The organism is Streptomyces sp. NBC_01750 (assembly GCF_035918095.1).
GTDB lineage: Bacteria > Actinomycetota > Actinomycetes > Streptomycetales > Streptomycetaceae > Streptomyces.
In genome coordinates, this window is the sequence record NZ_CP109137.1 from 1,220,701 (window position 1) to 1,233,357 (window position 12,657).

Below are 12,657 nucleotides of genomic sequence, written 5' to 3' on the forward strand. Positions count from 1 at the left end.
CAGAAGTCAATCAACTTCCGATCGGCCGCATACCTATGCAGAGAGAAGCTACTTCGCCATCTCTTCCTTCAGCGCCTGGACGAAGGCGTCGACATCGTCCTCGGTGGTGTCGAAGGAGCACATCCAGCGAACGTCGCCCGCCGCCTCGTCCCAGAAGTAGAAGCGGAAACGCTTCTGCAGACGCTCGCTCACATCGTGCGGGAGGCGCGCGAAGACGGCGTTGGCCTGGACGGGGTGAAGGATCTCCACACCGTCGACCGCGCGTACGCCCTGGGCGAGACGCTGGGCCATGGCATTCGAGTGCCGGGCATTGCGCAGCCACAGATCGCGCGCCAGCAGCGCCTCCAACTGCACAGATACGAAACGCATCTTGGAGGCGAGCTGCATCGACAGCTTGCGCAGATGCTTCATGTGGCTGACGGCGTCCGGGTTGAGGACGATGACGGCCTCGCCGAAGAGCATGCCGTTCTTGGTGCCGCCGAAGGAGAGGACATCGACGCCGACGGCGTTGGTGAACGTCCGCATCGGGACGTTCAGCGACGCGGCGGCGTTGGATATCCGGGCCCCGTCGAGATGGACCTTCATCCCCCGCTCGTGCGCGTGCTCGCAGATGGCGCGGATCTCGTCGGGCGTGTAGACCGTGCCCAGCTCGGTGTTCTGGGTGATCGAGACGACCTGCGGCATCGCCCGGTGCTCGTCGTCCCAGCCGAACGCCTGGCGGTCGATGAGCTCGGGCGTCAGCTTGCCGTCCGGAGTCGGTACGGTCAGCAGCTTCAGCCCGCCCATCCGCTCCGGCGCGCCACCCTCGTCGACGTTGATGTGCGCGGACTCGGCGCAGATCACGGCGCCCCAGCGGTCGGTGAGCGCCTGGAGGGCCGTCACATTGGCGCCGGTGCCGTTGAAGACCGGGAAGGCTTCCGCCGTCGGGCCGAAGTGGCTGTGCATGATCCGCTGGAGGTGCTCGGTGTACTCGTCCTCGCCGTAGGCGATCTGGTGACCGCCGTTGGCGACCGAGAGCGCCGCGAGCACCTCGGGGTGAGCGCCCGCGTAATTGTCGCTCGCGAAGCCCCTTACGGACGGATCGTGGTGGCGCCGGGCATCGGTCTTCGGCGATGTCACGGCTTGGGGGTCAGCCACAGGCGCTGTCCATTCGCTTCCTGGGCGGGCCGGTCCCAGACTCCGGTGATGGCTTCGGCCAGTTCCGTCACGTCCGTGAAGCCCGCGAATTTCGCATTCGGGCGCTCGGCACGCATGGCGTCGTGCACGAGAGCCTTGACCACCAGGATGGCAGCCGCGGCCTTCGGCCCCTCCTCGCCCCCCGCCTTGCGGAAGGAGTCGGCGAGCGCGAGCGTCCAGGCCTCGGCCGCGGCCTTGGCGGCGGCGTACGCGGCATTGCCCGCGGTCGGGTTGCTGGCGCCGGCCGCGCTGATCAGCAGGTAGCGGCCGCGGTCGCTGCGCAGCAACCCGTCGTGGAAGGCGAGCGAGGTGTGCTGGACGGTACGGATCAGCAGCTTCTCGAGAAGCTGCCAGTCGGCAAGCTCGGTCTCGGGGAAGGAGGCGCTACCACGCCAGCCCCCGACGAGGTGGACCAGGCCGTCGATCCGGCCGAACTCCTTCTCGGTCCTGTCCGCCCACTCCCGTGTGGCTTTCAGGTCGAGGAGATCGACGGTGTCCCCGGTGACGGTCGCACCGCCGTGCGCGTACCGGGCGGCGTCGACCGCCTCGGCGAGACGCGCGGCGTCGGCGTCGGAGGCGACGACTGTCGCACCGGCCTCCGCCAGGCGCAGCAGGGTGGCCCGGCCGGCCGGGCCCGCGGCTCCGGCCACCGCGACCACGGCGCCCTCCAGCGAACCGTTGCCGTTTGTCTTCATGATCGTCGCCTCCTCCGCGCCCGCGCTCACGCGGACACCCGCTCGGCACTCGCCGCGGTGATCCCCCTGGTGGAGGCAATCACATTCTTCAGCTTCTTGGAGAGCGCCTCAAAGAACATGCTGAGCGGAAACTCGTCCGGAAGCACGTCGTCCACGAGTTTGCGGGGCGGCTGGGACAGATCCAGGGCATCGGGGCCCTTGGCCCAGCGGGAGCCGGGGTGCGGTGCGAGATAGGTCGAGACCAGGTCGTACGCGGCGAACCAGTGGACCAGCTTGGGCCGGTCGATGCCGTCGCGGTAGAGCTTCTCGATCTCGGCGCAGAGCTCGTTGGTGACCTTCGGGGCCCGGTCCCAGTCGATCTTCAGAGTGTTGTCGGTCCAGCGCACCACATCGTGCTTGTGGAGGTAGGAGAAGAGCAGCTGGCCGCCGAGACCGTCATAGTTGCGCACGCGGTCACCGCTGACCGGGAAGCGGAACATCCGGTCGAAGAGTACGGCGTACTGCACATCGCGGCCGTGCGCGTTGCCCTCGGCCTCGAGCTTCACGGCCTCCTTGAAGGCGGTGAGGTCGCAGCGCAGCTCCTCCAGGCCGTACATCCAGAACGGCTGCCTCTGCTTGATCATGAAGGGGTCGAAGGGCAGGTCGCCGTGGCTGTGGGTGCGGTCGTGGACCATGTCCCAGAGCACGAAGGCCTGCTCGCAGCGGGCCTGGTCGCCGACCATCTCCTCGATGTCCTTGGGCAGTTCGAGGCCGAGGACACGTACCGCCTCGTCGGTCACGCGGCGGAAGCGGGCGGCCTCGCGGTCGCAGAAGATACCGCCCCAGGTGAAGCGCTCGGGGGCCTCACGCACCGCGATGGTCTCCGGGAAGAGCACCGCGGAGTTGGTGTCGTAGCCGGCGGTGAAGTCCTCGAAGGTGATGCCGCAGAAGAGAGGGTTGTCGTAGCGGGTGCTCTCCAGCTCCGAGAGCCACTCGGGCCAGACCATGCGCAGCACGACCGCTTCGAGATTGCGGTCCGGGTTGCCGTTCTGCGTGTACATCGGGAAGACGACCAGGTGCTGCAGTCCGTCCACGCGGTTCGCGGCGGGCTGGAAGGCGAGCAGCGAGTCCAGAAAGTCGGGGACACCGAAGGCGCTGTCGGCCCACTTGTGCAGATCGGCGACGAGCGCGCGGTGGTACGCGGCATCGTGCGGGAGAAGCGGGGAGAGCTCCTCCACCGCGTCGATCACGCGATCGACTGCGGCCTCCACGACGACACGGGTCGGGGCGCCCTCGGCGCCCAGATCGATGGAGCCGTCCTTGGACTGCCAGGGCCGGATCTGCTCGACGGCATTCTTGAGCGTCGGCCAGGCCGCGTGCTCGATCACCCGGGCAGCCGGGGATATGCCCCCTGCGGCAATGTCCTGCACAAGAATTTCCGTCATGTCACTTCCTCTACGGGAGAACCTCGCGTCAAGACACCGTATCCATGCGAGGTTCCTCCGTACAAGTAGAGGCTTGGGAAATTATCCTGCCCCACCCCATGGTCACCGAAAGTTTTGCGGTTGGCTCGGGCATGCGCGATGGCTTCCGTGAGTCCCCTCCGCGCCTGCCGCGCTCACCCACGGCCCCCCGCACCCCGGCCGGCCGGGGTGCGGGGGCGCTGCCGCGTCAAGCCAGGACAGACGCGCCCACGAGCGAGTGAAGCGGCTCGCGGCGCACGGCCGCCGCCGGTAGGACGGACGCGCCCGTCCTACCCGCCTCGCCCCGGAGCCGTACCGCGTGAGCACCCCGGCCGCCCTTGTCACAGCACCCATCACCGGTTTCGTCCCGGGGATCGTGGAAGCCAGAGCGACCCACTCCACTGGGCCGCGCGTGACCGGTTCCATCGCGCAGACGGGCCGTTAGGCTGCGAACTTGCCGCGCCGGTGCCAGGATGCGCCGCGCGCGGGAGCCGCCGTCGACGAAAGCGAGAGAATCTTGACTTTCCTCACCATCGGTCATCGTGGGGTCATGGGCGTCGAGCCGGAGAACACCCTGCGTTCCTTCATCCGCGCCGAGCAGGCCGGTATGGACGCCATCGAACTGGATCTGCATCTCAGCAAGGACGGCGCCCTCGTCGCCATGCACGACGCCGACGTGGACCGTACGACCGGCGGAAGCGGCCCGATCGCCGACAAGACCCTCGCCGAGCTGCGGGAGCTCGACGCGGGCGACGGCGAACGGGTACCGGTCTTCGAAGAGGTGCTCGACGCCGTACGGGCGCCGCTCCAGGCGGAGATCAAGGACGTGGCCGCGGCCCAGGCACTCGCCGAGGTGCTGCGCCGCCGCGATCTCGTCCACCGCGTCGAGGTGTCGTCCTTCCACGACGACGCGATCGCCGAGGTCGCCACGCTGGTGCCGGGTGTGCGCACCGTGCTCATCGCCAGCCGCTGGGGCGCGGACGTCGTGGACCGCGCGAAGGCGGTGGGCGCCGCCTCCCTCGCGCTGAACATCCGCAGGCTGACCCTGGAGACCGTCGAGCACGCGCACGGCGAAGGGCTGCGGGTGATCGGCTGGGTGGTGAACACCCAGGACCATCTGCGGCTGGTGCGCGCCCTCGAGCTGGACGGCGCGACCACCGACTTCCCCGAGATCCGGCGCACGGGCCGGTTCACGGCCTAGCGCAGTTCCTGCGCCTGTCCTTTCAGGACAGTTCCTTCACCAGCAGCTCGAAGGCAAGGTCGTCGCGCTGCGGGAGGCCGGCGCGCTCGTCGCCGTACGGGAAGGGGATCAGCTTTCCCGTACGGCGGTAACCGCGGCGCACGTACCAGGCGATCAGCTCGTGACGGACCGAGATCACGGTCATCTGCATCTCGCGCACACCCCAGCGCTCGCGCGCGACGCGCTCCGCCTCGGCGATGATCTGCCGGCCGAGGCCCGCGCCCTGCAGCCCGGGACGGACCGCGAACATGCCGAAGTAGGCAGCGTCACCGCGATGTTCGAGCTGGCAGCAGGCGATCACCTCGCCGTCGCGCTCCACCATGAGGAGGGTGCTGCCCGGAGCGGTGACGACCTCGCGCACGGATTCCGCGTCGGTCCGCTGCCCCTCGAGGATGTCCGCCTCGGTGGTCCAGCCGCTCCGGCTCGAGTCGCCGCGGTAGGCGGACTCGATCAGCTGAACAAGTACCGGCACATCGGCCTCGACGGCGTCACGGTAGGTGAGCTCGCCCGAGACCCTGGGTGGTGCGGTGTCCATGGTGTGGCTGTCCGTTCTCCGTTGCGTGCAAGTGTCCGACGAGACTAACCCGGCTGTTCGGCCTAGGGTCCGGGGCATGGTGCATGTGCTGAGCAGCCGGATCCTGCTTCGCCCGTCCGATCCTGAGCGGTCGCGGCGCTTCTACGGCGAGACGCTGGCCCTGCCGGTCTACCGGGAGTTCGGCACCGGTCCCGAGCGGGGCACGGTGTACTTCCTGGGCGGCGGCTATCTCGAGGTCTCCGGTCGGGCGGCGGCGCCCTCGCCCTCCGCGCGGCTGTGGCTCCAGGTCGCGGACGTGACAGCGGTGTACGAAGAGCTGTCGGGGCGCGGTGTCGAGGTGCTGCAGCCGCCGCGGCGCGAACCCTGGGGGCTGATCGAGATGTGGATCGCCGATCCGGACGGTCACCGCATCGTGCTGGTCGAGGTGCCGGCCGACCATCCGCTGCGGTACCGCCCGTGAGCGCGCTTCCGCCCCGTGAGCACCGTGACCGCCCGTGAGCACAGCGACCGCCGGAAGCCGGAAGAGAGTGAGCACCCCGGCCGCCGGCGGACGGCTGCAGGCGCGCTGGAGGGGCGGGCGCGCTTTCCGGGTGTGCTCCCCGTGTACCCCCGTGCGCTCGCGTAGGTCACGCAGCGCCGGGCATCGACCACTCGACACCGTCGAAGGGGGAGGTGCGCCGTGCACGGACCTGCGATGTCCGGCTGGTTGCTCGTGGCGCTGTGCGGGGCGACCGGCGCGTACTGCCTTGCACGGATGCACAGTTGCTCCGGCGAGGCACGCAAGGCGGCCGGCGGCGAGGCCCTGATGGGCTTCGGGATGGCCGCGATGGCCGTGCCCGCCACCGTGCTCGCGGTGCCGGAGTGGACCTGGACGGTGTACGCCGCGGTCTTCGGCGCGGCCGCGCTGCACGCGCTGTGGCCCGCCCGGCGCGACGCCCACCATCTGCACCATCTCGTCGGCTCTCTCGCGATGGTCTACATGGCGGTGGTGATGGCGCCGGGCGGCGGCCACACCGGTCATGCGTCCGCCGGTGTGCCGCTGCTCACCGGCGCGCTGCTGGCCTACTACACCGTGTATGTCCTGCGCTCGGGCCTGCGGCTGATGCCCGTGCCGGCCCCTGCGGGCGGCGCGGCGACGGCGACCGTCGCCTGGGGCGCCCAACCCGAGCTTGCTCTCGCCTGCAGGCTCGCCATGGGTATCGCCATGCTGGCGATGCTGTTCGCCCTCTGAACCGGCGCGCGGTCCATCTCACCCCCAGCGCCGAAACCGTGTCCTGCATCACTTGGCTTGCGCGGCCATACCCGCAAGTAGCCGCACGCTCATAGGCTGTCGCCCATGTTGGTCTCCCTCGTGCTCCTGCTGCTCGGCGCACTGGCCGCCGTCGTGGCCCCGCGACTTGTGTCGCGTGCCGACTGGCCGGAGCGCGAGCCTGTGGTGGCGCTGTGGGTGTGGCAGTGCGTGGTGGCGTCCGTGCTGCTGTGCTTCGCGCTCTCCATGATCTTCAGTGCGGCCGCGGCGTGGCAGTTCGTACGGGGCCAAGTCTTCGCGGGCGCACCGCACGGTGTGGTCGAGGCCTACGCCCTCGGAGCGAACGAACCGTGGTCCGCCGTGCTCGCCGTGATCCTGGCCTGCGGCGGCCTGTGGACGGGCGCGATGCTCACCCGGGAGATCCACCGGACCCAGGTGCGGCGCAGGCGGCGGCGCACCGGACTTCTTGTGCGCTCCCCACTGATGCCGGGCGAGGACAGCGAACCGCTGGTGGTCCTGGAGGGCGAGCGGCCCGACGCCTGGTGGCTGCCCGGCACGGCACCCCAACTGGTCATCACCACAGCCGCGTTGCGTCGGCTGAAGGGCCGTCAGCTCGACGCCGTACTGGCGCACGAGCAGGGGCACGCGCAGGCGCGGCACGACTGGCTGCTGCACTGTTCGGCCGCGCTGGCCAACGGCTTTCCGCAGATCCCGGTGTTCGCGGCGTTCCGCGACGAAATGCACCGGCTGGTCGAGCTGGCCGCCGACGATGTCGCGTCGAAGCGCTTCGGCCGACGCACCATCGCGCTGGCCCTGGTCGAACTCAATGAGGACCGCGGGGTGTTCGGGCCCTGCCCCACGCCGGACACCCAGCTGCCGCAGCGCGTCAACCGGTTGCTGACGCCGGCGCCACGGCTCACCGCCGGCCGCAAACTGCGGCTGACCGCGGCCGCCGCACTGGTGCCGCTGGTTCCCCTGCTGGTGGCATTCGTCCCGGCCCTGCGCGCGCTGGGTTAGCCCGGTGGGCCGGTCAGCGGCGAGGATCACCTCTATGAGCTCCCCCCGCCCGGCGCCCCCCACTCCCCCGGCACACGACCCGGTCACCGCACCGGCCCGTACGGCCGCGGTGCTCGCCGCCGTGTCCGCGGCGCTGCTGGTTCTCGTCGCGGTCTCCTGGGCTCCTCTCCTCTCCTTCGACCGTACGGTCGCCGACGGGCTGCACAGCTGGGCGGTGAACGAGCCGGGGCCCACCAGGGTGAACCGGGTGCTCACCGACTGGGTGTGGGACCCGTGGACAATGCGCGCCCTGATCGCCGCGGCGGCCGTGTGGCTGTGGTGCCGGGGAGAGCGGCTGCCGGCGCTGTGGGTCGCCGTGACGAGCGCGGTCGGCACGCTCGTACAGCAGGGTCTGAAGTCCGCCGTCGGACGGGAGCGGCCGCACTGGCCGGATCCGGTCGACTCGGCCCACTTCGCGGCTTTCCCGTCCGGTCATGCGATGACGGCCGTGGTCACCTGCGGTCTGCTGCTGTGGCAGCTCAGGCGGCACGGCGTGGAGGGGCGGCTGTGGCACTGGAGTGTCGCGGCCGGGGTCGTATCGGTCGCCGGAGCGGGCCTGACCCGGATCTGGCTCGGCGTTCACTGGCCCTCGGACGTTCTGGGCGGCTGGCTGATGGGTGCGTGTCTGGTGGCCCTGTCGGCCGCCGCGTACGAGCGGGTGGTCTTGTCCCGGGAGCGCTGAGACGGAAAGGATCGCGGTCATGGCGATCAAGAGTGTGCTCTTCGACTTCTCCGGAACGCTCTTCCGAATCGAGTCCGTGCGGGACTGGCTGGGCGCGGTCCTCGACGCGCGCGGCAGTGCGCTCCCCGAAGGCGAACTCTCCCGTTACGCGGATGAGTTGGAAGCGGCCGGGGCACTGCCCGGTGGGTCCTTCCCGCAGCACGTGCCGCCGCATCTCACCGAGTTGTGGGCGACCCGCGACCAAAGCGCGGAGCGGCACCGGGCCGCGTACACCGGTCTCGCCCGGCAGGTGGAGCTGCCGGACGCGGGCCTGTACGACGCGCTCTACGACCGCCACAGGGAGCCCGCGGCCTGGCGCCCCTATCCGGATGCCGGCGAGGTGCTGAGCGCGCTGCGGGAGCGGGGCATGGGCGTCGCGGTGGTCAGCAATATCGGCTGGGATCTGCGGCCGGTCTTCCGCGCCCACGGTCTGGACGCCTTGGTGGACGCGTACGTCCTGTCGTACGAGCACGGCGTACAGAAGCCCGATCCGCGGCTGTTCCGCACCGCCTGCGAGGCGCTGGGGCAGGACCCGCGCGATGTGCTGATGGTCGGCGACGACCGGCGGGCGGACGGCGGGGCCGCGGGTCTGGGCTGCGCGGTCCATTTCGTGGACCATCTTCCGGTGGCGGAACGGCCGACGGGACTGCGGCCGGTGATCGGGCTCATCGGCTGAGATCCGCAGCGGTGGAGGCACACTGAAGGCACAACAAAGCCACCCGAACCGGACGATCCCCCGCGTCGCCCGGTTCGGGCAGCACCCCACTGACCAGGCCGTGAGGCCTCGCAGTGGGACGCCCTGAGTATATTGGCTCGAAGCCAGTCAACGCAGGAGTAAATCATGTCCCCGCGGAGCGCATCGGTCAACGAAGAGCTTCGTCGGCGTTCCCGGGAGCGGCTTCTGCAGGCGACGGTGGAGCTCGTCGGAGAGCGCGGATACGAGGCCACCACGCTGGCCGACATCGCCGACCGGGCGGGCTCGGCGCGCGGACTGGTCTCGTACTACTTCCCCGGAAAGCGCCAGCTCCTGCAGTCGGCCGTGCACCGCTTGATGCACCTCACGCTCGAGGCGGCGCTCGATCGCGAGCCGCGCACCGATGACGGGCGGGAGCGGCTGGCACGCGCGATCGACGCGATTCTGGGGCTGACGGTCGACCATCCGCTTCTGATGCGGACCCATATGTCGGGGGTTCTGCAGGCCGAGGGTTTTGTGCAGTGCCCGGAGCAGCAGCGTCTCGCGTTCCTGCTCCGCGACACGATGGAGCGGTACGGATCACCCGATGTCGACGCCGACTACCCGCTGCTGCGCGCCCTGCTGATGGGCGCGGTCTTCGCCCTGCTGCTGCCCGGCGCGCCGATGCCGCGGGCACGGCTGCGCGCGGAGTTGTTCCAGAGGTACGGGCTGGACTGGGAACTCGGCGTTCCGCCGGACAGCAAGCCGCCCGGCGGAACACGTCAGGAGTCCCGGGATCAGTGGTCGAAGTCGTCGAAGTAGTCGGGCTGGGTCTGCACATTGAGCTCGTGCATCCGCACCCGCTTCGCCGCGTTCGTCCGACGGTCATCGAGCTTCAGCACATCGAAGCCCTTGGCGATGTCATTCGCGTAGATGTAGCCGTTGTAGTAGTACGCCGACCAGGCACCGCCGGTCGACATCGTGTCCGCGCTGAGCGGGCCCCGCTCGAAGTAGGCGATCTCCTTGGGCTTCGAGGAGTTCGTGAAGTCCCAGACCGAGACACCGCCCTGGTACCAGGCCTGGACCATGATGTCGCGGCCCTTGACCGGGATGAGTGAGCCGTTGTGGGCCACGCAGTTCTCGGTGTCCGCCTGGTAGCGGCCGATCTTGTAGTAGCTGCGGAAGACCAGCTTGCGACGGTCTCCCTTGCCAACGATGTCGTAGATGCCGTCGGCGCCGCGGTTCGGCCCGATCTGGGCGTTGCAGGTGGCCGCGCCGCCGCCACCGAGCTCGTCGGTGAAGACGACCTTGTTGGCCCGCTGATTGAAGGTCGCCGAGTGCCAGAAGGCGAAGTTGACGTTGTCCTGGACGCGGTCGATGACCCTCGGGTGCTCCGGGTCCTCGATGTCGAACAGGATGCCGTCACCCATGCAGGCGCCGGCGGCCAGGTCCTTGGACGGCAGCACCGTGATGTCGTGGCAGCCGGTGGTCTTGGAGACGCCGGGGTTGGTGGGCGAGCCCGGGTTGCCGCCGCCGTCGGGGCCCTCACCAGGGAAGAGCACCGGGAAGTTCACGATCGCCGACTTCTCGGGGGCCTTGCGCGGCACCTTGATGACGGAGATTCCGTCGTGCGGCGGCTGGCAGTCCGGGAAGGTCACGCTCGGCGAGTAGGAGGAGACGTAGATGTAGACGTTGCGACGCTCCGGCACGATGGTGTGCGTGTGCGATCCGCACGCGGTCTCGACTGCGGCGACGTACTTCGGGTTGGCCTTGTCGCTGATGTCGAAGATCTTCATGCCCTCCCAGGACGACTTCTCCGTCGCGGGCTGCGAGACGCTGTTGCAGGAGTTGTCGTTGCGCGAGGAGTCGGTGGAGAGGAAGAGCAGGTCACCGGAGACCGAGATGTCGTTCTGCGATCCGGGGCACAGGACCTGCGAAACGGTCTTCGGGGCCCTCGGGTTGCTGATGTCGAAGATCCGGAAGCCGTCATAGTTGCCCGCGAAGGCGTACTTGCCCTGGAAGGCCAGGTCCGAATTGGTGCCCTTGAGGGCGTCCTTGGGGATGTTGGTGAGGTGCTCGACGTTGTCGCTGTGGACGACCGCGTCGACGGGGGGTATCTCGCCGTTCTCGATGGCCGATCTGGCTTCGGCGGCCTGCTCCGAGGAGACCTTCGCCCGGGCGGGCGCGTCCCCGGGGTCTGGCGTGGCGACCGCGGGTCCGGCCGTCAGCAGGGTGGCAAGGAGCCCGGCCGCGGCTGCCGCCACGCCCAGACGTCTGCGCCGCACTCGGGTGGTGTGCAACAGGGTCACTGCGTCCTCCCTTGTATCCGTTCGGAGTTGAACGGTTCACGGACCTCGGCAGTATCTTCCTTTCCATGTACATCTCAATAGATGGCAACAGAGACGTAATGAAAGTTTTTGATCAACGGTGTACGGAAGCGTGCTAGGACGATCCCCAAAAACCCCAAGTGCCTCAGGAGGTCACCGTGTTGAACCGCCGTAGGACCGCGCGTGTCCGCAGGTCCGTCGTCGCGGCAGCGGTCACTGCCGCCGTACTCGCCCTGGGCGCCTGCGAGTCGGACTCCGACGCCCCTGCCAAGGCCAAGGGGGCAGTGGGACCGTCCGTAGTGGCACCCGGGAAGCCTGGCGAGCCGGCCAGGACGCTCTCGGCGGAGGAGGCCGCGAAGGCCGCCCCTGACGACACTCCGAACGCGGCGGACTTCTCCTACGCACACATGATGATCACGCACCACGGCCAAGCACTGCAGATGACCGCACTGGCGCCGGAGCGGGCTGGATCCACGCAGGTCAAGCGGCTCGCGGAGCGCATATCCGCCGCACAGAAGCCGGAGATGGCCGCGATGCAGGGGTGGCTCAAAAACAACGGCGGGGCGAAGGGGAAGAGCGGTCATGACCACGGTCAGGGCGCAATGCCCGGAATGGCCACCCCGGCCCAACTGGCCCAGCTGCGCGCCGCGAAGGGCACGGCGTTCGACGAACTCTTCCTGAAGTTGATGATCACCCACCATCAGGGTGCGCTCACCATGGCCACCGAAGTCCTCTCGGACGGGAACAACGTCCTGGTCGAGGAGATGGCGAACGATGTGATCGCGCAGCAGACGAGCGAGATCAACCGGATGCGTTCGATGTGAGCGGCACCTCCACCGCGTCGGACACGCGCACCGGGTCGGGCGTACGCACCGGGCCGAGCGTCCGCGCGGGGTCGGCCCGGCGGCGGTTGTGGCGCGGCGCGAGATAACCCTCGTCCCGGGCGCCGGCGATGAGCCGGAGGGACCTGCGGCGGCTCCGCCCGGTGGCGCCCATCACCGCGAGCACGGGATCGCGGCCGTCCTGCTGCGCGGCCCGGTAGGCGTCGGCCGCGAGCCTTCGGCCGGCGCTGCCGCGCGGCACCGAGGGGCGGGCCCGACCACGGCCGGGCGACGACGCGCCCGCCCGCCCGGCGGCACCGGGCGTGACCGGCGCCGTCTGCTGGGTACCGCGTTGCTCCACGGCCACCCGGCAGGCGTCCTCGAGCGGATCCTCGATCCGGTCGGCGACTACCGCGAAGCCCTCCAGCGGCAGCGGCGGGTCCGCCCGCAGGTCTTCGATGGCGATCCGCCCGTCGGTGACGACGGCAAGGACATCGATCCGGGCGCCGTCGGCGAAGGTCAGCCGGACGTTGAACCACGGCGGGGCGGCCTCGTACGCCCCCCGGACCGATCCCGTTCCGCAGGTGACCGTGCCGCACCCCTGCAACTCCCACACCGGGGGATACGGAAATGCCGCAAGTGAATCATACTGATCATTAGCGTTAAGAAACGTAGTTTCTTGCATAATTAGCACGTAACCAGGCAAATAGTCACCCTCTGTG

Annotated in this window: 14 protein-coding genes; 8 read left to right on the forward strand and 6 right to left on the reverse strand. The window is 69.4% G+C overall.

What is annotated here, in order from left to right:
- Positions 1-48: 48 nt before the first annotated feature.
- The 3 genes from OG966_RS05340 to OG966_RS05350 are packed head-to-tail and all read right to left on the reverse strand — an operon-like array spanning position 49 to position 3,295.
- A complete protein-coding gene (locus tag OG966_RS05340) occupies positions 49-1,137 on the reverse strand; it encodes a threonine aldolase family protein (protein ID WP_326648226.1) in 1,089 nt (362 codons plus the stop codon).
- Entirely contained in the window at positions 1,116-1,871 is a 756-nt protein-coding gene (locus OG966_RS05345) for an SDR family oxidoreductase (protein WP_326648227.1), read from the reverse strand. Before OG966_RS05345 ends, OG966_RS05340 begins: the two co-directional genes overlap by 22 nt.
- Positions 1,872-1,897: 26 nt before the next feature.
- Complete coding sequence (locus tag OG966_RS05350) at positions 1,898-3,295, reverse strand: DUF6421 family protein (RefSeq protein WP_326648228.1); 1,398 nt, start codon at positions 3,293-3,295, stop codon at positions 1,898-1,900.
- A gap of 535 nt (positions 3,296-3,830) precedes the next feature.
- Here OG966_RS05350 and OG966_RS05355 point away from each other — a divergent pair.
- Complete coding sequence (locus OG966_RS05355) at positions 3,831-4,514, forward strand: glycerophosphodiester phosphodiesterase (RefSeq protein WP_326648229.1); 684 nt, start codon at positions 3,831-3,833, stop codon at positions 4,512-4,514.
- A 22-nt stretch (positions 4,515-4,536) separates the two neighbouring features.
- On the opposite strand, the gene OG966_RS05360 is transcribed toward OG966_RS05355, so the two are convergent.
- On the reverse strand, positions 4,537-5,088 hold the full coding sequence (locus OG966_RS05360; RefSeq protein WP_326648230.1) for a GNAT family N-acetyltransferase: 552 nt from the start codon (positions 5,086-5,088) through the stop codon (positions 4,537-4,539).
- A 76-nt stretch (positions 5,089-5,164) separates the two neighbouring features.
- Here OG966_RS05360 and OG966_RS05365 point away from each other — a divergent pair, with 76 nt between their 5' ends.
- The 6 genes from OG966_RS05365 (at position 5,165) to OG966_RS05390 (ending at position 9,609) form a co-directional block, all read left to right on the forward strand.
- Complete coding sequence (locus OG966_RS05365) at positions 5,165-5,548, forward strand: VOC family protein (RefSeq protein WP_326648231.1); 384 nt, start codon at positions 5,165-5,167, stop codon at positions 5,546-5,548.
- Between the two features lie 219 nt (positions 5,549-5,767).
- Positions 5,768-6,319 (forward strand): DUF5134 domain-containing protein, encoded by a 552-nt coding sequence (locus OG966_RS05370; RefSeq protein WP_326648232.1) that lies wholly within the window; start codon positions 5,768-5,770, stop codon positions 6,317-6,319.
- A 105-nt stretch (positions 6,320-6,424) separates the two neighbouring features.
- Positions 6,425-7,354 (forward strand): M56 family metallopeptidase, encoded by a 930-nt coding sequence (locus OG966_RS05375; RefSeq protein WP_326648233.1) that lies wholly within the window; start codon positions 6,425-6,427, stop codon positions 7,352-7,354.
- Between the two features lie 34 nt (positions 7,355-7,388).
- The gene (locus OG966_RS05380; RefSeq protein WP_326648234.1) at positions 7,389-8,075 is read left to right on the forward strand and encodes a phosphatase PAP2 family protein; all 687 of its coding nucleotides are present in this window, start codon (positions 7,389-7,391) and stop codon (positions 8,073-8,075) included.
- A gap of 19 nt (positions 8,076-8,094) precedes the next feature.
- Positions 8,095-8,790 carry an HAD family hydrolase gene (locus OG966_RS05385; RefSeq protein WP_326648235.1) on the forward strand — a complete coding sequence of 232 codons (696 nt, stop codon included), beginning with the start codon at positions 8,095-8,097 and terminating at the stop codon, positions 8,788-8,790.
- A 165-nt stretch (positions 8,791-8,955) separates the two neighbouring features.
- Complete coding sequence (locus OG966_RS05390) at positions 8,956-9,609, forward strand: TetR/AcrR family transcriptional regulator (RefSeq protein ID WP_326648236.1); 654 nt, start codon at positions 8,956-8,958, stop codon at positions 9,607-9,609.
- On the opposite strand, the gene OG966_RS05395 is transcribed toward OG966_RS05390, so the two are convergent.
- Positions 9,585-11,096 (reverse strand): LVIVD repeat-containing protein, encoded by a 1,512-nt coding sequence (locus tag OG966_RS05395; protein WP_326648237.1) that lies wholly within the window; start codon positions 11,094-11,096, stop codon positions 9,585-9,587. The two genes, OG966_RS05390 and OG966_RS05395, sit on opposite strands and share 25 nt — an antisense overlap.
- A 176-nt stretch (positions 11,097-11,272) precedes the next feature.
- On the opposite strand from OG966_RS05395, the gene OG966_RS05400 reads away from it, so the two are divergent.
- The gene (locus tag OG966_RS05400) at positions 11,273-11,938 is read left to right on the forward strand and encodes a DUF305 domain-containing protein (protein ID WP_326648238.1); all 666 of its coding nucleotides are present in this window, start codon (positions 11,273-11,275) and stop codon (positions 11,936-11,938) included.
- Here OG966_RS05400 and OG966_RS05405 read toward each other — a convergent pair.
- A complete protein-coding gene (locus OG966_RS05405; RefSeq protein WP_326648239.1) occupies positions 11,916-12,551 on the reverse strand; it encodes a DUF6214 family protein in 636 nt (211 codons plus the stop codon). The genes OG966_RS05400 and OG966_RS05405 overlap by 23 nt on opposite strands.
- Positions 12,552-12,657: the final 106 nt, after the last annotated feature.